At 64.8% G+C, this 17,161-nt stretch carries 11 protein-coding genes, 1 tRNA gene and 1 pseudogene; 9 read left to right on the forward strand and 4 right to left on the reverse strand.

Annotation, left to right across the window (positions count from 1 at the left end; genetic code table 11):
* Positions 1–164: pseudogene (locus ACIKT0_RS00630) on the forward strand (IS5/IS1182 family transposase); the annotation flags it as partial.
* A gap of 81 nt (positions 165–245) precedes the next feature.
* Here the strand turns inward: ACIKT0_RS00630 and ACIKT0_RS00635 are convergent.
* Complete coding sequence (locus ACIKT0_RS00635; RefSeq protein WP_407103499.1) at positions 246–431, reverse strand: hypothetical protein; 186 nt, start codon at positions 429–431, stop codon at positions 246–248.
* Between the two features lie 446 nt (positions 432–877).
* On the opposite strand from ACIKT0_RS00635, the gene ACIKT0_RS00640 reads away from it, so the two are divergent.
* The 7 genes from ACIKT0_RS00640 to ACIKT0_RS00670 all read left to right on the forward strand — a co-directional run bounded on the left by ACIKT0_RS00640 (position 878) and on the right by ACIKT0_RS00670 (position 14,866).
* On the forward strand, positions 878–1,606 hold the full coding sequence (locus ACIKT0_RS00640; RefSeq protein ID WP_183393707.1) for a PRC-barrel domain-containing protein: 729 nt from the start codon (positions 878–880) through the stop codon (positions 1,604–1,606).
* A 1,113-nt stretch (positions 1,607–2,719) separates the two neighbouring features.
* Complete coding sequence (locus ACIKT0_RS00645) at positions 2,720–2,992, forward strand: hypothetical protein (RefSeq protein WP_407103500.1); 273 nt, start codon at positions 2,720–2,722, stop codon at positions 2,990–2,992.
* A 205-nt stretch (positions 2,993–3,197) separates the two neighbouring features.
* Positions 3,198–11,717, forward strand: coding sequence for a GH36-type glycosyl hydrolase domain-containing protein (locus ACIKT0_RS00650; RefSeq protein ID WP_407103501.1), 8,520 nt, complete (start codon positions 3,198–3,200; stop codon positions 11,715–11,717).
* A 703-nt stretch (positions 11,718–12,420) separates the two neighbouring features.
* The gene (locus ACIKT0_RS00655) at positions 12,421–12,705 is read left to right on the forward strand and encodes a hypothetical protein (protein WP_407103502.1); all 285 of its coding nucleotides are present in this window, start codon (positions 12,421–12,423) and stop codon (positions 12,703–12,705) included.
* A 331-nt stretch (positions 12,706–13,036) separates the two neighbouring features.
* Positions 13,037–13,279 carry a hypothetical protein gene (locus tag ACIKT0_RS00660; protein ID WP_183393702.1) on the forward strand — a complete coding sequence of 81 codons (243 nt, stop codon included), beginning with the start codon at positions 13,037–13,039 and terminating at the stop codon, positions 13,277–13,279.
* 105 nt (positions 13,280–13,384) lie between these two features.
* Positions 13,385–13,597, forward strand: coding sequence for a DUF2934 domain-containing protein (locus ACIKT0_RS00665; protein WP_183393701.1), 213 nt, complete (start codon positions 13,385–13,387; stop codon positions 13,595–13,597).
* A gap of 894 nt (positions 13,598–14,491) precedes the next feature.
* Positions 14,492–14,866: a response regulator gene (locus tag ACIKT0_RS00670; protein WP_407103503.1), complete on the forward strand. Its 375-nt coding sequence runs from the start codon at positions 14,492–14,494 to the stop codon at positions 14,864–14,866.
* A gap of 17 nt (positions 14,867–14,883) precedes the next feature.
* Here the strand turns inward: ACIKT0_RS00670 and ACIKT0_RS00675 are convergent, their stop codons facing one another.
* Complete coding sequence (locus tag ACIKT0_RS00675) at positions 14,884–15,141, reverse strand: HNH endonuclease (protein ID WP_407103504.1); 258 nt, start codon at positions 15,139–15,141, stop codon at positions 14,884–14,886.
* Between the two features lie 152 nt (positions 15,142–15,293).
* Positions 15,294–15,974, reverse strand: coding sequence for an MgtC/SapB family protein (locus ACIKT0_RS00680; RefSeq protein WP_407103505.1), 681 nt, complete (start codon positions 15,972–15,974; stop codon positions 15,294–15,296).
* Between the two features lie 347 nt (positions 15,975–16,321).
* On the opposite strand from ACIKT0_RS00680, the gene ACIKT0_RS00685 reads away from it, so the two are divergent.
* Positions 16,322–16,618: a hypothetical protein gene (locus ACIKT0_RS00685; RefSeq protein ID WP_407103506.1), complete on the forward strand. Its 297-nt coding sequence runs from the start codon at positions 16,322–16,324 to the stop codon at positions 16,616–16,618.
* Between the two features lie 412 nt (positions 16,619–17,030).
* Here ACIKT0_RS00685 and ACIKT0_RS00690 read toward each other — a convergent pair.
* Positions 17,031–17,122: transfer RNA gene (locus ACIKT0_RS00690), tRNA-Gln, on the reverse strand.
* Positions 17,123–17,161: the final 39 nt, after the last annotated feature.

Below are 17,161 nucleotides of genomic sequence, written 5' to 3' on the forward strand. Positions count from 1 at the left end.
GGAAGCCCTGCTTCTCGCCGGTTCTCTACCGCGACCGCAACGCCATCGAGCGCATGTTCTGCCGCCTCAAAGACTTCCGACGCGTCGCAACCCGCTACGACCGTAACGCCACCAGCTTCCTCGCCGCCGTCCACATCGCCGCGATCGTCAGCTACTGGTTATGAGTCTCGGCCCTAGGCCAAGTCGATCCGGCTGCCAAGAAAAATAGCCTCGCCTCGCAAGACCTCGGCACGAAAGCGCCGCGTTCAGCCTTGCTCCACGAAACGCTTGAAGGCTGCGAGGCGGTGCTCGGTGCCCCTAGGGTCGGTGACAACGATGTCGCCATATCCCCGCCCCACCAGTTCCTCAGCTCTTACGAGAGCCTGTTCGGCGGTTCCGCACACGAACATTTTGGGCCGCCCCAACGGATCGACAGCTTTCACTTTGAACAAGTAGGCGCTCCCCCTCGTTACATACCACCTCATATAGGAACGAGTGAGCGGATCGCGCGCGTCAAAATCGCCGTCTAACTCGGCGGCGTTGGCTCGGCGCATCAGCGGGATCTCGCGGCCTCAGAACCGTTGTGGGTCGCCGCCGTGCGGTCTGCCCCACCGACCGCGTGCGCACGACGAGGCCGCTCCGTCACCGTCGCTTGAGGCGAGCGCCTTCGATCCGATGGGGCCGCAGCTCAAGCAACGGACTGATGGGGCGCCTAAGCTCCCATTCAAATAACGCCGTGTAAAATGCCAGCCTAAGCCGGTGCCACGTGACGCTCAGCAGCTTCACCGCCCTCGTTTCATTCTCACCAATCGATTTTATTTCTTCGCTTTTTTCCTCGCCGGACGAGATTTCTGATACACCAACCCCAACATCTGCTTGTCCAGAGACGGGACCAATTATGCGAATCGCGAAAATTGCATTGATAGCGGCTGTTCTGAGCGGGTCTGGGGCCGCGGGAGCTCTCGCCGACTGTCAGATTGCCGACGCGAAATTGGAGGAAGCAGTCCTCAAAAGTCCGGCCCTTCGCGGTCCGGCGAACAGACAAGCGGTCCGCGACCTTCGAAATCTCCGAGACGCGGCTTTTACCCTTCGTTCGTATGGGCGCCACGAGGATTGCGAGCGCCTTCTCGGAAACATCAGAGAGCTCATATCGGGCCCCGTGATGTCATCCTTGGGAGATAACGACGAGGAGGAAGCTGACAAGCAAGCCGACGCGCTGAAGCCGCAAATCCGAGCCGGAGGCGGGGTGGGGCACCGGGCAGACGCAGGCGCTAAGCCACTCGTCGCCGTTGACAGTCTCTCGCCCGGGCTGAGAGCTGACGAAATCATGGGCGCCGAGGTCAGGAGCGCCGATGATAAGATCGTCGGAGAGGTCAGGAACATTGTGTTCGGGACGAAAGATCGTCGCGACTACGTGATTGTAGCCTCAGGCGGATTTTTCACCCCCGGGACAAGCAGCATCGTCGTCCCGCTACAGTCGATGCAAGTCGCTCAGGAGCGCAGCATCTTCTTTCTTAGGATATCGCACGCTGAGATGACAACTATTCCGCAAATGCCAGACCAGGATTTCGGTTGGCTGACGGATCTCGCCTGGCGCGCCCGGAACGATGAGATGTTCGCTCGATGATGATACCGCGGCGGGTCGAGCGCTAGTCAGCCGCCTCGATCGACATCCGCTTGACGGTTGCCGCTCTGACGGCCGCGCGCGAGCGCCGCGCCCTCCAGATGGCGCGGCGCTCATTTATCTAACTATCGTCGAAGACAGCGTCCCCGGCGAACGACAGCGTGACGATGGCGATGTGGTGCTTAATCGAGCGCAGACCTCGTCAAGATTCCTTCGCGCAGCAGTCACGAGGACGGGCACCTGACCTTGGAGGAGATGACGCGACGGCCTTGGGACTTGGCGCGAACGGGCCGCAACGGTCAAAACCAACTTCTCGCGGACGATCCGCTAGCTGTAGACCCAAAGCAGCCCGAGGATCAGGAGTGTGGCACGATAAATTCAGCCATAAGGATGCAATTCTGCAAAAATAAGCCAGCCACATCATTGCAAGCGGCAAAAAGCACATCATCTTCTGATTTGCTGCCAGAATCGCTCGATGTTGCGCCACTCGACCCGGCACCCGAGCGACCCGTTTCTATTTTTCATCCGGAACACTGCCGTTCTCCGGCCTCAAAGGCTGACGCGTCTATTACTTGAGAGGGGACTTCATTCCCTCCGGAGCAGGTCAAATGGTTACGCCGGTAAGGCGTAGGCCTCAGCGAGCCGGACAATGGCGGCGGTGACGAGTTCGTGCATATGAGCGCTTTGGAGCGCGCCGGCATATCTGATTTGCAGGAGATCCAGAAGATCGCTTACGAGCTCGTTCTTGACCGCAAGAGCGGATAGCTCACTGCGATCAGCTGCAGTTCAGACCTGACTGTCGCCCTCCTCGACTGGCGCTCCAGGGGACAGCGACACGCGTTAACGAGCGAAGTCGACAACGGATCTAACCTCGTTCGGCGGCGGGACGGCATCAGTTCCGAAGTGGCGTCTTGGCGTCCCAAACCCGCCGCAGCGTTCGCGGCGTCGTCTTCTTTTTGGATGGCACGACGTCCGACGGAGAACAGAAGAAGACCGCCACCGCGAGAAGCCCGGCGGACCAAGATCAAGGGCCGAAGCGGGACCTGACCTGCATGACGGTCAACCCCTTTCCTACTGGACACGCGCCCGAACTCAAAGAACCCGACGGAGAGAGATGTGGCTGATCGAACACTCGAAACCACAGTGACGTTCCAGCGACCCTTTACTCTGAAGGCGCTGGATGGTCCGCAGCCACCCGGAACCTATCGGCTGGTTGTCGATGAAGCCGAGATTCTTGGCGTCTCCATCCTCGCTTATCATCGAGTCGCCACGCTACTACAGACGCCCGCGCTCGCCACCCGCAGCCGAACCGTTCAGTCCCACCTCGTCGACCCCGCGGATCTGGAAGCAGCTCTCGAGGCCGACAAGAAAGCGGTTGCAGGATTGTGAGACCTTCTGGTCGGTTGCAACCTGCCGCGAAACGTCGACATCAGCTAAAGGAGAGATTTATCTTCCGTCGGCGATTATCACGACTGACACCCTTCTCCGAGGGACGAGATCGATCAAGCCCGTCCTCTGACGTCAACGATGGCCTTGCCGCATCAATAGCCGCTGCAGTTCTCCTCGCCGTTAGATTCGGGCAGCGAGGGTGAGCATGCTTGAAGTTGTAGGAAATCTCTTTTCTGGTCGATCGCCCTCAGCTCCTTGGGACAGCGCGGCGCCAGTCCGGGATGAGTTATTCGGAGTAGAGCGCCTCGAGCAGCACGCAGAATCTCTCGCGGCCGCCCAATCCGTTACTGACCGGCCGCCATTCGTCCGATCGCTTCGAGTTCGACTGAACGAGAATGCGGCTAGACTGCTCGCCGCCTACAAGGCAAGCGCCGCGGAGCTCGAGAGCGGAGGTGGCGTCACGCCGGCGGCGGAGTGGCTGCTCGACAACTACCATCTTGTCGAAGATCAAGTGCGAGAGATCCGTGAGGATCTGCCGCCGGGGTACTACCGCCAGCTACCGAAGCTTTCCGGAGGACCGTTCAGGGGCTATCCGCGTGTATTCGGCCTCGCCTGGGCCTATGTCGCCCACACCGACAGCCACTTCGATCCAGAGATCCTGAAGCGTTTCGTGGCTGCCTATCAAAGAGTGCAGCCGCTCACGATCGGTGAACTCTGGGCCGTAGCGATCACGATCCGCATAGTCCTCATCGAGAATCTGCGAAGGCTCGCCGATCAGATCAGCGTCGCGCGAGCGGCCCGCGCCGACGCCGATCTTCTGGCCGACCGGCTGCTCGCGTCCGGCGGCGCGCGGTCCGCGCTCGAGACCGACATCGCCACACGCGCCACCGGACCAGTCTCCGAGCTGTTCGCGGCTCAACTGGCCAAACGGCTCCGCGATCAGGATCCGCGCACCAATCCCGCGCTGGAGTGGCTCGATCGGCGCATGACGCTGCAAGGCTCGTCGATCGAGGAGGCCATCCGGCACGCTCAGATGCGTCAGGGCGCGTCAAACCTCACGATCCGCAACGTCATCACGAGCATGCGGCTGATCTCGGACATCGATTGGGCGGAGCTATTCGAAGCTGTCAGTCTCGTCGATGAGAAGCTGCGTCGCTCGAGCGATTTCGCGGCGATGGATTTCCCGACCCGTAATCTCTATCGGAGCGCGATAGAGCAACTCTCGCGCGGCTCATTGGCCAGCGAACTCGTAGTCGCCGACGCGGCTCTGGCCGCGTCGCGACGCGAGGGTCCGACGGACGCCCCCGGGACGCAGCGTGTCCGCGATCCCGGCTACCATCTAATCGCGGAAGGCCGCCTCGACCTCGAACGGGCGCTCGACTTTCGAGCGTCGCCCCGGCTGTGGTTCAACCGGCTCAGCATAAGGCTCGGCGTCGCCGGTTACTTGGGCGCGATCCTGGCCCTTACGGCTGCGTTGCTCGGCGGTGCCGTCTCGGCGTTGATCGCGGCGGGCGGCGGAACGACCTGGCCGGCTGTGATCGCGCTGCTCGGCTTCATTCCGGCCACGGACGTCGCGACCGCGCTTGTCAACCGCCTGATCGGCTGGAGCTTTGGAGCCCATCCCCTTCCAGGGCTGGACCTGTCCGCCGGCGTGCCGTCCGAGTTCCGGACCTTGGTCGCAATACCGACCCTACTCACGGGCGAAGCCGATCTAGCCGAGCAGATCGCACACCTGGAGGTGCACCATCTGTCCGGCGCAGGCGGCGATATCTCGTTCGCGCTCGTGGTCGACGGCGTCGATGCGGACCGCGAGACGCTTCGCACCGACGCCGCCCTTCTCGCGATAGCCTCTTCGGCGATAGCGCGGTTGAACGCCAAGCATGGGCCGGCCCCCGGCGGCGACCGCTTCCTGCTGCTCCATCGCCGCCGCGTCTTCAACTCCGTCGACGGCGTCTGGATGGCCTGGGAGCGCAAGCGCGGCAAGTTGCACGAGCTGAACCGACTTCTACGCGGCGCGACCGACACGACCTTCACTCGGGTCGACGAACGCGCGCCGCGCCTCCCTGCCGATGTTCGCTACGTCATCACGCTCGACGCCGACACGCGCCTGCCTCGAGACGCCGCGAGCCGGCTGATAGGCAAGATGGCCCATCCGCTGAACCGGCCGAACTTCGACGCCCACAGACAGCGCGTCGTCGCGGGCTATGGCATCCTTCAGCCCCGCGTGACGCCGTCCCTCCCGATTGGCCGGGAGGGGTCGGTCTATCAGCGAGCATTCTCAGCGCCCGGCGGCATCGACCCGTATGCAGCTGCGATCTCGGACGTCTATCAGGACCTGTTCGGCGAGGGCTCGTACACGGGGAAAGGGATCTACGACGTCGACGCCTTCGAGGCGGCGCTCGCTGGCCGGACCCCCGAAAACGCAATGCTGAGCCACGACCTGTTCGAAGGTGTGTTCGCACGGGCGGGTCTCGCATCGGATGTCGAGGTCATTGAGGATTTCCCGTCCCGTTACGACGTCGCAGCGCGGCGGCAGCACCGCTGGATGCGCGGCGACTGGCAGTTGCTGCCATGGGTGCTGGGCGCCTTGGGAGGGCCCGGAGCCCTTTCCCCGGTTGGTCGGGTCAAGATGCTCGACAATCTCCGCCGCTCGCTCGTCGCGCCGGCCGCGTTAGCGACGCTCGCGGCGTGCTGGCTCGCTCCACCGCCCGCAGCCGCGTGGGGTGCGCTGTTCCTGGTTCTGGCGCTCGTCTTGCCCGGCGCCCTCCACCTGTTCTTCTCCGTCGTGCCACGCCGGGCCGGAATCCAGCTCGCGGCCCACAACCGGGCGCTGCTCAGCGACCTTAGGCTCGCGGCGACCCAGATCGGCCTGTCCCTCGCCTTCCTGCCGGATCAGGCTTGGCGGGCGGGCGACGCCATCGGGCGCACGATCGACCGCGTGTTTCGAACGAGGCGGCGGCTGCTCGAATGGACAACCGCGGCGCAGTCCACTGCCGCGCCGCGGCTCACGCTGGCCGGCTTCTACAGGATGATGGCGGGAGGCGTGGCTCTCGGGCTTGGGCTTGCGGGCCTGTGCCTCGTGCTCGCCCCTGCAAGCTGGGCGTTGATTCTGCCGTTCGCCGTCGCCTGGGGCGCGGCCCCTGCGATCGCGCTGTGGGCGAGCCGCTCTCCGGACGCCGCCACGGATATCGCGCTGTCGCCGGACGACGCACTTGAACTCCGTCTGATCGCCCGCAGGACGTGGCGGTTCTTCGAGACCTTCGTGACGCCGGCCGACAATATGCTGCCGCCAGACAATTTCCAGGAAGATCCTCACCCAGTCATCGCACGGCGCACCTCGCCCACCAATATTGGGCTCTATCTGTTGTCGGCGGTAGCGGCGCGCGACTTCGGCTGGGCAGGCACGACCGAGACCCTGGATCGGCTCGAGGCAACCTTCGCGTCGCTCAAGACGCTGCAGCGCCACCGCGGCCATTTTCTGAACTGGTACGGCACCGAGAACGGCGAGCCACTGATCCCGGCCTATGTGTCGACTGTCGACAGTGGCAACCTTGCCGGTCACCTCATCGCACTCGCCAACGCGTGCGAGGAGTGGCCTGCGGAGCCTGTGGCGCTATTCGCCCGGCAGGGGCTCGCCGACTCCCTGGCGCTGGCTCGGAGGACCCTCACCAAGCTCGTTTCGGGGAACAAGGTCCAGGCCCGGCCGATCCGCGAGATCATCGACGAGATCGACGCCCAGCTGAACGGCGGCGTCCCTATTTCGAGACTCGCGCCGGCCTTGATGCGACTTTCCGACAAGACGCTGAAGATCGCTCGTGGTGTGCTGCCGCCGATCGCATCCGAAGGCGCGGCGGATTTTCAGTTCTGGATCACGGCGTTTATGCGCGGCGTCACGGAGCACGCTCGCGACGCGGGGTGCGATCGGACGGCCCTCTCTCTTCGCGAACGGGCTGGGCGGATCGCCGTGGAAGCGCGCGCCACTGCACTCGCGATGGACTTCGCGTTCCTGCTGGACCCTGAGCGTAAGCTGTTCTCCATCGGCTACTCGCTGCCGGACAACCGGCTCGATCCGAGCTGTTACGACCTCCTCGCCTCAGAGGCGCGGCTTGCAAGCCTCTTCGCCATCGCTAAGGGCGACGCCCCAACGCGGCACTGGTTCCGCCTCGGCCGCACCGCGACTCCGACCGGCGGCGCGTCCGCGCTGGTCTCGTGGTCGGGCTCAATGTTCGAATATCTGATGCCGTCGCTGGTCATGCGCGCGCCGGCCGGAAGTCTGCTGGAGCAGACCAACCGCCTGATCGTACGCCGCCAACAGGATTACGGCCGATCGCTCGGCGTTCCGTGGGGCGTCTCGGAGTCGGCCTACAACGCCCGCGACCTCGAGTTCACCTATCAGTATTCGAACTTCGGCGTGCCAGGCCTGGGGCTCAAGCGGGGCCTCGCTGAGAACGCGGTGTTCGCCCCTTACGCGACCGCCCTCGCCGCCATGGTGGATCCGCAGGGAGCGCTGGCGAATTTCACCCGCCTCGCCGCCATTGGCGCCAGCGGCCGCTATGGTTTCTACGACGCGATCGATTTCACGCGCGCACGCCTGCCGGCGGGCGAAAACGTCGCGATCGTGCGCACCTTCATGGCCCACCACCAGGGCATGACCATCGTGTCCCTCGCAAACGTCCTGCAGGACGGCCGGATGCGTGCGCGCTTTCACCGGGAGCCGATGATCGAGGCCTGCGATTTGCTGATGCAGGAGCGGGTGCCGCGGGACGTCGCCGTGCTCCAGCCGCGGGCCGAAGAAGTCAGGGCCTCGCCGGGCAACCTCACGGAAGCCTCGGTCGTGCGGCATGTGACGCCGGCGACGGGCGGAGCCCCGGTCACGCACCTGCTGTCGAACGGCCGATACGCCGTCATGTTGAGTGCGGACGGCGGCGGCTACAGCCGCTGGCGCGACCTCGCGGTCACTCGCTGGCGCGGCGACGCCACGCGCGACGACCTCGGTTCGTTCGTGATGCTGCGCGATGTCGGGAGCGGCCGGATCTGGTCGGCGACCGCCCAGCCGCTCGGCGCTCCGGCCGACCAGCAGGAGGTGGTGTTCGCCGAGGACCAGGCGAGCTTCATTCGCCGCGACGGTCCGCTCACCACAACCGTTGAGGTCATCGTGTCCGGCGAGGTCGACGCCGAGGTGCGACGCGTGACGCTGACGAACGCCGGCCGCACCGCCTTCGAAATCGAACTCACGTCCTATTCCGAGATCGTGCTCGGCCCGCAGGCTGCCGACGCCGCGCACCCGGCCTTCGCGAAATTGTTTGTCGTGACCGAGCATTTGCCCGAGTTCGGCGCGCTGGTCGCGACCCGCCGCCCGCGAGCAAATGGTGAGGCGACACCGTGGGCGGCGCATTTCGCGGTTATCGAAGGCGCCGAGTCCGCCGAGCCACAATACGAGAGTGATCGTGCGAAATTCCTCGGGCGCGGTCTCCCCAACCCGGCGGCCTTCGCATGCAACGCCGCCCGGCCGCTTTCGAACACCGCAGGAACGGTCCTCGACCCGGTGTTCTCCATCCGCCGCCGGGTGGTGGTCCCCTCAGGCGCCCAGGTGCGCGTTGCGTTCTGGACGGTGGTCGCCGCCACGCGTGCGGACCTGCTCGACCTCGTCGACGCCCATCACGACCGTAGTGCGTTCGAGCGGGCGAAGACGCTCGCCTGGACGCAGGCGCAGGTCCAGCTTCGTCATCTCGACGTGACGGCGGACGAAGCCGCCGACTTCCAGCGTCTCGCGGCGCCGCTTCTCTACCCCGACGCGCGCTTTCGGGCGGGCTCGGACGTCGTCCTCCGCGGCGCGGGTCCGCAGTCCGGGCTCTGGCCTTATTCGATCTCCGGGGACCTGCCGATCGTCCTGCTCAGGATCGACGACGTCGAGGATATCAATCAGGTCCGGCAGCTTCTCCGCGCCATCGAGTACTGGCGTATGAAACGCCTTTCGGTTGATCTCGTCATCATCAACGAGCACGCCTCGTCCTATCTTCAGGACCTGCAGATCGCGATTGACACCGCCGTACGCTCAAGCCAGTCGCGGCCGCGGTCCGGCGATGCGCCCGCGCAGGGCGATGTCTACACGCTGCGCGCCGACCTGCTTCCGATTGAAGCCCGCAATCTGCTGCTGTCGGTCGCGCGCGTCGTGCTCGTCGCTCGGCGCGGGCCTATCGCGGCGCAGATGGAGCGCCTTCCCGCGGCCGCGCCGCTCGCCGCGCCCCGGCCGCGGAAGACCCCCGCAACGAAAAGCACGGAAACGCAGCGCGGCAGGGCGACTGACGACCTTGAATTCTTCAATGGGCTCGGCGGCTTCGGCGACGGCGGCCGCGAATATGTCGTCGTTCTCGACGGCGGACAGACGACGCCCGCGCCGTGGATCAACGTGATCGCCAACCCGGCGTTCGGATTCCAGGTTTCCGCCGGCGGCAGCGGCTCGACCTGGTCCGAAAACAGCCGGGAGAACCAGCTGACGCCCTGGTCGAACGATCCCGTCATGGACCCAGTGGGCGAAGCCATGTACGTCCGGGACGAAGAGACTAGGGACGTCTGGACGCCGACCGCCCAACCGATCTGCGACGGCGGGCTCTACGTGGCGCGCCATCGCTTTGGCTCGACCTGTTTTGAGCACGAGGCCAACGGCGTCGCGCTGGCGCTGACCCAGTTCGTTCCTGTCGCGGACCCCATCAAGATCTCGCGCCTGACGCTTCGCAACACCTCCGGCCGTCCGAGGCGGCTCTCGGTCACGGCGTTCGCCGAGTGGGCGCTCGGCACCGCGCGCGAGGCGTCCGCGCCGTTCGTCGTCACCTCTGTAGACCCCGAAACCGGCGCGTTGTTCGCGCGCAACCGCTGGCGTTCCGCGTTCCCCGATCGCGTGGCGTTCGCCGATCTGCTGGGCCGCCAAACAAGCTGGACCTCCGACCGAACGGAATTTCTCGGACGGAATGGCGGGCCTGAGGCGCCTGCCGCATTGTTCCGCCAAAGCTGCCTTTCAGGCGCCGCAGGAGCCGGCCTTGATCCCTGCGCTGCCCTTTCAACTGATGTCGCGCTCGGCGTAGGCGAAAGCGTCGAGATCGTCTGGCTGTTGGGGCAGTGCCGCTCGGAACAGGAAGCGCGCGCTTGCCTGGTCCGCACCCGCGCGGCGGACATCGACGCCATGCTGATGGTGGTCTCCCAAAGCTGGGCGAGGCGTCTCGGAGCCGTGCAGGTCCGCACGCCGGATCGCGCCATGGACATCATGCTCAACGGGTGGCTGCTTTATCAGGCGCTCGGCTGCCGGATCTGGGCGCGCTCCGGCTTCTATCAGGCGAGCGGCGCCTACGGGTTCCGCGACCAGATGCAGGACGGAATGGCGCTGTCGCTGATCGATCCTGCTGAGACCCGCCGCCACCTGCTGCGCGCCGCGGGCCGACAGTTCCCTGAGGGCGACGTCCAACATTGGTGGCTGCCGCATTCGGGCCAGGGCGTCCGCACGCGCATCTCGGACGACCGCGTGTGGCTTGCCTATGCGGCCGCGACCTATGTCGCGACCTCCGGCGACGCCGCAGTGCTCGAGGAGGAAACCAACTTCCTCGAAGGCCCGCTCCTGAAAGCCGGCGAACATGACGCCTTCTTCCAGCCGATGGAGTCGGCTCAACGCGCCTCGCTCTTCGAGCATTGCGCCCGCGGTCTTGACCAGTGCGTCGAACTCACAGGCCCGCATGGGCTGCCCCTGATGGGCACCGGGGACTGGAACGACGGAATGAACCGCGTAGGGGAAGGCGGCCGAGGCGAGAGCGTCTGGCTCGGTTGGCTGTTCATCCGGTCCGTGGAGCTGTTCGCGCCCCACTCGGACGCGCGCGCCCCCGACCGCGCCGCGCGTTGGCGGGCGCACGCGGAAAACGTCCGCGCTGCGATCGAACGCGAGGCCTGGGACGGCGCATGGTATCGTCGCGCGACCTTCGACGATGGCGCCTGGCTCGGATCCGCGACCAGTGACGAGTGCCGCATCGACCAGATCGCGCAGTCTTGGGCGGTGCTGTCCGGCGCCGCCGACCCGGAGCGGGCGACCCGAGCGATGGCGTCGGTCGACGAGCGGCTGATCCGGCGAGAGGACGGCGTCGCGGCGCTGTTTACCCCACCGTTCGTCTCCACGCCGCGCGATCCGGGCTACATCAAGGGCTATCCGGCAGGACTGCGCGAGAACGGCGGCCAGTACTCCCACGCGGCCATGTGGTCGGTACTCGCCTTCGCAAAGCTCGGCGACGGAGCCAAGGCGCACGACCTGTTCGCCATGTTGAATCCGATAAATCACGCGCTCGATGCCGAACTGGTCGAACGATACAAGGTTGAGCCCTACGTGGTGGCCGCGGACGTCTACTCGGTCGCTCCCCATGTCGGCCGCGGCGGCTGGACCTGGTACACGGGCTCGGCCGCGTGGATGTACCGGGCCGGCCTTGAGGGCATTCTCGGCGTCACCCGCGAGGCGTCGCATCTTCGGGTCGCGCCGGTGGTGCCGCCGTCATGGCCAGGCTTCGAAGCGACGCTCTCAGTTGAAGGCACAGTCTGTCGGGTTCGGGTCGAAAGGCTCCCCCCGGGTCTCCGTCAAGCGTCACATACGCTTGACGGATCAACGCTCGAGCTTACCGCTGAAGGCGTGCGGATACCCCTCGATGCGCAAGAGCACGACCTGACGCTTTGTCTGCCCAGAGGGGCGGCGTAGAGACCGCCCCGCCAACGGCGCCGCGAGTCTGGTCGGCATCTAGATCAGCGGCCGCCAGGGTCGATCTTCTTGGTCCGCAGCAGTCGCAGAATGCCGAATCGCTCCTGATTTCTCAGCGCGGCGTCTCCGCACCAGAATGTTCGAGCGCACGGCGGCCTGAATATTGCGCATGCGCCTATGCTCACGGACCGATGGATAGCGACGTCCGGATTGTAAAAAATAGAACGCCGCTACGAATAATATTGACATAGACGTTCATTCGTGCATTATCTAGAAAAATTAATGTTTAAACTTCGAGGAAGCGTTTGGGGCCATCCTCCGGAAGGATCCTCTGATGCTATTGAAATACTTATTCGCCGCAGCGATCGTGGCGCTTACGGCGACGTCGTCCATGGCCGTCGACCGGCCCGATCGACTGGACGCTTCAACAATGGACCGCCGCATGGGCCCTGCGGGACGCACCGCGAACGACGGGGCCGCGTCTCAAAGCCCGGGCACGATCGGCGCGATGCACTATGCGACGGCCGGGCTAGCCGCCAACTCAGCGGCCGTCCGCGGCGAGAGCCGAGGCCGGCTGACGGCCGTGCACGCCGCCTGGAGAGCCGCCCAATAAGGGCGTCACTCCCGGAACCGTTCGAAAGCGCGGCCGGCTGGTGCACCCAGTCGGCTGGTCGCCACCCGAACTGACGTTAGGCCCAGAAGAATGAGTTGGCGTCGCGCCTTTGATCAACAGATGGCGAGGGAATTGGAGGAACGCCGCGCGTTTCTCTCCAAGCCGACGACTGAACGGTGGCGTCTCCGCACGGTCCGGTTCGCCCTGATCGTGGTTCCGTCGGCCGGGCTCGCAGCGATCTTCTTGTGGTCCGACATGCCGAACTGCGCCGCTGCCACCGCACTGTTCGGCTTATTCGCGCTCGTCTTTCACCGCGTGCGAGGCGATGTTCCAGCTTCAAAAGAGATCGGAAGCGATCGGGCGCGGCAAAATTAGTGACCGGCGCCACCTCCGCTTCCTGCTCAGCTCGGACAGGGACGGAGATCCGGGCCGAGCTGACGCCAGAGCAGATATCGCTTCTGCTGCGGAACGCCGCCGCGGCTCCTGGTGGATCATCCGAGAGGATGTCGAGGCCCAGGCAGAGCTCAAGGCTACGCCGCCGGCGGGGCATGGGTAAACCATAGCTCCTAAGAAGACGCTCGTCAGGCGCGTGAGGCGGCGCATGTGCCATCCGCATGGTCTTGTTGTGTGTTCAAAGGGCTGTCGCCGGGTCTTTGGGCCTTCCCGCAGCTTGCGTTCGTCTGGAAACAAGCGCGTACTTGAAGGCATGTCCAAACTCGAAACCTGCCTCGGAGCCCTCACCAAGCTGGGGCCATTAGATCTGCCGATCGGCCAGATCGCCATCAGCAAGTTCCTGACCGGCTATGCCTCGAACGCCGCTTCTCAGACCAAAGGGCTTCGGCTGCTGGAGGTCTCTTTCTTCCTGCAAGCAGACGGCAGCGCCGTAGCCGACCTTGTCCAAGCCGCGATCGCGAGGCGCCTTCGGGTACTGAGCCTCGCTCCACATTAGCGGCCGGTTGCAGATAAATGCCCGATGGAAGAACGGCCATTAACGCTGCTTGGCTCACCTTCCGTGTGCTAAGGTCAGCGTTCAAACTAAGAAAAAGATCGAGCCATGGCTGACCAGCCAAACCAGCACTATGACAAGAACGACAAAAATCCCGCTCACATAGAAGATCGCATTCGCGAGCTTGCGTATAGCATGTGGGAACAAGACGGAAGGCCGGAAGGAAGGGCCGAGCTATACTGGGGGCGCGCCAAAGCTCAGCTGGAGGCTGAGGGGAAGTCCGCTTACCCGCCCTCTCAGTCCAGGGCAAACCGAGACTAACCGCCGCCGGTCTCCGCAGGATCCCCGTTCTCATCCACGATTCTGAACGTCACCCTGCCGAGATTGGCGTCTCGCCTTCCAAGATAGGCATGAGCGCCGCCCGCGCGGCGTCTAGCGTGGGATAGGCCCCAGATAGCCGCTGCGACAGGAAACCGTCGTCAGTGGGATCCGATAACTCGATTATCTCGACGTGGTAGGTCATGCCCATATCATGCCACGCCGGCCGTTCCGCTTCCACGCTCACTCATCGCCCGCAACGGGTCAGCAGCCGGTCGTCGGCAGCCGCTTGGCGCCATCAGCAGACATTGGCCTAGGGCCGGAAAGCGGGCTCTCAGGCGCTAAGGCCACGAAAGTTGCCTCAATACGGATCGAGGCTGGGTCTCCGGCGCCCCGGTGAACCGCGAAGCCCGATGGGGGTTCAGCTTGACCCGGCCTCAGCTCGAGCAGAGATCTTCGCCTGCCGCCGAACGCGCCTGTTGAACCGCGATTTCGTCTTCCGGACCACGCCGGCTCGATCGAAGACGCACAACACTCTGCGCGAACCGCGGTGGAACGCGTCCCACTCGTCCGCGTCACCAAGCCTGTCGCGATGACCCATCACGGCCGTTCCCCATCATGAGGGCCGAACACCCGGCCTTCCGGCGAGGATATTTCGGGCGGCGAAGTTGTTTCAGCCGAATCTGCGCCCGCAAAAAAAATTGTTCGAATGCGACCCCGTGCGGTGCCGGCCCTTGGGGGCCCAGACTTTTGACCCCCCACCCTCGTCGGGCTCATACCGCCTAAGAGAGGGAACGATCACCCGCCGCTAGAGTTGGCCCTCATTGCTCCCACGATTGGAGCCATGGGCGACTGAGCGAGAATTCAGCGCTCCCGCTCGCCGTCGGAGCAGCAGCCATGTCCCGTACCCTTCCTGCCGTCGTCCTGATCGTCGAGGATGAGGCTATAGTTCGTATGTACGCGGTCTCCTTCGTCCAGGACGCGGGCTTCGAGGCGATCTCCGCATCGAACGCTGATGAAGCAGTGCTCATCCTGGAGGTTCGTCTCGACGTCAGGGTGGTCTTCACCGACATCGACATGCCCGGCTCAATGGACGGGATGAAGCTCGCAGCGGCGATCCGCAACCGATGGCCCCCGATCGAGTTGATCATCACCTCGGGTCAGGCCATGCCGAACGAGGCTGAGATCCCCTGTCGCGGGCGCTTCTTCAGCAAGCCGTATTCACCGGATGAGATCGTGAGAACGATCCGCACCTTCTCGGAGGCGGCCTGACGCCGATCCGTCGGCGGTCACAGCCCCATCCTCTTGCCCCTCTCGGACGCGGTCTTGAGGCTGTGGTGCCGGCCGCAGAGGCAGCGGCCGTTCTTTGGGTCGAGGCGCGCGCCGCCGTCTCGGCGCTCGACGGTGTGATCCGCGAAGAGGCGAGCCGGAGCGGCGACCTTGCAGCGCTCTCCGTTCTCGACCCACTCGCAGCGCCAGCCGGCGCGGCGCTTCACCTCGAGCGCCCAGGCCTTGTGCTCGGGCGTCTGAAGCTCGGCGTCGGCCACCTAGGGAGGCGGCTTCACCGTGCGGGTGTCGATGGTGCGCAGCCGGGGCTGGATGGTTCTGAGCATTATCTCGACCTCGACAGAGGGAGGTCATCCAAACGGCTCGCGCGCGGATCGGTCTCGTGATCGCATGCGTCGTGGCCGTTCGTTCATCAGGCGTCTTCGCCAACGCTATCTGTCAGAGTAACGCCCTCACGCGCCGCGAGCTTGCGCGCTATGTCGTCGACGGCCGCCTGCGACAGCCGCGCGAAAACGATCCGTACGTTCTCATGGCCGATTCGTTCGGAGGGAGTGGCGACGAACTGGCGGATGCGGGCCGCGCGCTCGCCAGCGATCTCCTGCAGCAGGTCGATGGTCACCGATCCGGCAGGGGCGATGATGCGCAGCTCCTTCGTCCCGATCCGGGTGCGGTAGCGCTCCTCGACGGGTTTCACGCCGGCGAGGATCGCGATCACGATCACCGTGGTCGCCGCCCCTTCGATATAGAGCCCGCCGCCGATGGCGAGGCCCACGGCCGCGACGCTCCAGATGCTGGCTGCGGTGGTGAGCCCGTGCACCATCTCGCCGCGCAGTAGGATGGTGCCTGCGCCGAGGAAGCTCACGCCGGAGATCACCTGGGCCGCAACCCGAGAAGGATCGAAGGCGACGTGGCTTTGCCCGAGCACATCGCCGAAGCCATGCGCCGAGACGATCATCGCTAAGCAGGCGCCGACGCACACCAGCATGTGGGTTCTCAGCCCCGCGGCCCACATCAACCGCTCGCGCTCGAAGCCCACAATGCTTCCTGCCGCTGCGGCGGCCACCAGTCGCAGCACGAGTTCAGCGTGGAGCATCCGCCTTCCGCCTCCTCTGCCATGAGGGAGAAGGTTGATCGAGACACCGATCGGCGACGCTGTCTAGCGCGACTGAGAGAGGGACTGTGCGCAGCCCTTTGAGGTGCACCCGGTTCCCGGCTTCGATCTCCCCCCGTGGTGTGGCCACAATCTCAGACATCCCCCTCGGCGTCTCCCGACCGATGCCTCGCTTGGTCGAGGGTCAGAACTTCGCCTCGGTCTGATCGGCCCGCGTTGGCCCGTGCGGCGGGGGCCCCTACGGCCGTGGGCTTTCGACGCCGCCTACACCTTCGGGCAGAATAGCTGTAATCTCTGGAATAGGCGCCGGTCCCGCGAGGTAACGCTCGATGCAAAACGGCAAAATAAATGGTCCGGTAGTGATCACCGATCACCAACATTTTGCCGGCCAGATCGTCGGCGATGCTCACGTCGCATCAGGAGGCAGCTTTGTTCTCTACGGCCAACTGACCGGCGATCTCCATATAGAGCCCGGTGGAAGAGCCAGCGTCCACGGAATGGTATGCGGTACGATTTTCAACAACGGGGGGCTACTAACCCTCCTGGGTATGGCGGGCGACATTTTCAGCGATGGCTCGGCGCATTCGACGATTGACCCTGTAGCGGTCATCACGCATCGCCGTTAGCTGCTCCGCCGACCGAACCGCAGCGTGAACGAGAAAGCCCGCCGTCTGGCTGGAGACGGCGGGCCCTGTCTCAGGATGTGAAAGAGGTGGGGACGCTCTCCCTGAGCGCGGGTCTAATAACGCAGTGAGCGGGCATGTGGCGTTGCGTTATCGAAGTGAGCAAGTGCGGCGGGGCAGTGCTACGTGCCCAGCAGGTGCGGCGCTCCAACGACGGCGATGCGGAGGAGCTTCACACCCAGCCGCACAGCCAGAGAACGAACCAGAGCGGAGCCGCGTATATCACGGCACTCACCGCATAGAACGCGAAGCCCGCAGGTATCAGGGCCAAAGCGATGGCGGCGGCCCTTAGATTTTGCATCGCCCTTCTCCGCAAACGAGAAGCGCCGCTCGGACCCGGAGATCGGAGCGACGCTGGTGAGTGGTGGGATTCGAACCCACGATGCCCCGAAGGGCACTGCTGGCGCGATCAACGCGTCAGCCGCTTTCGACCTCTCAGCCACACTCTAGTGTGCCGACGCGGGCGCGAGCCGCATATCGCAGATC

The sequence above is a fragment of the Hansschlegelia beijingensis genome, assembly GCF_045505405.1.
GTDB lineage: Bacteria > Pseudomonadota > Alphaproteobacteria > Rhizobiales > Methylopilaceae > Methylopila > Methylopila beijingensis_A.

What these genes read in the sequence shown, in the direction of transcription:
- ACIKT0_RS00640 (WP_183393707.1), top strand. Translation starts at nt 878, where the DNA reads ATGCGAATCGCGAAAATTGCATTGATAGCGGCTGTTCTGAGCGGGTCT.
- ACIKT0_RS00650 (WP_407103501.1), top strand. Translation starts at nt 3,198, where the DNA reads ATGCTTGAAGTTGTAGGAAATCTCTTTTCTGGTCGATCGCCCTCAGCT.
- ACIKT0_RS00655 (WP_407103502.1), top strand. Translation starts at nt 12,421, where the DNA reads ATGAGTTGGCGTCGCGCCTTTGATCAACAGATGGCGAGGGAATTGGAG.
- ACIKT0_RS00660 (WP_183393702.1), top strand. Translation starts at nt 13,037, where the DNA reads ATGTCCAAACTCGAAACCTGCCTCGGAGCCCTCACCAAGCTGGGGCCA.
- ACIKT0_RS00665 (WP_183393701.1), top strand. Translation starts at nt 13,385, where the DNA reads ATGGCTGACCAGCCAAACCAGCACTATGACAAGAACGACAAAAATCCC.
- ACIKT0_RS00670 (WP_407103503.1), top strand. Translation starts at nt 14,492, where the DNA reads ATGTCCCGTACCCTTCCTGCCGTCGTCCTGATCGTCGAGGATGAGGCT.
- ACIKT0_RS00680 (WP_407103505.1), bottom strand. Translation starts at nt 15,974, where the DNA reads ATGCTCCACGCTGAACTCGTGCTGCGACTGGTGGCCGCCGCAGCGGCA.
- ACIKT0_RS00685 (WP_407103506.1), top strand. Translation starts at nt 16,322, where the DNA reads ATGCAAAACGGCAAAATAAATGGTCCGGTAGTGATCACCGATCACCAA.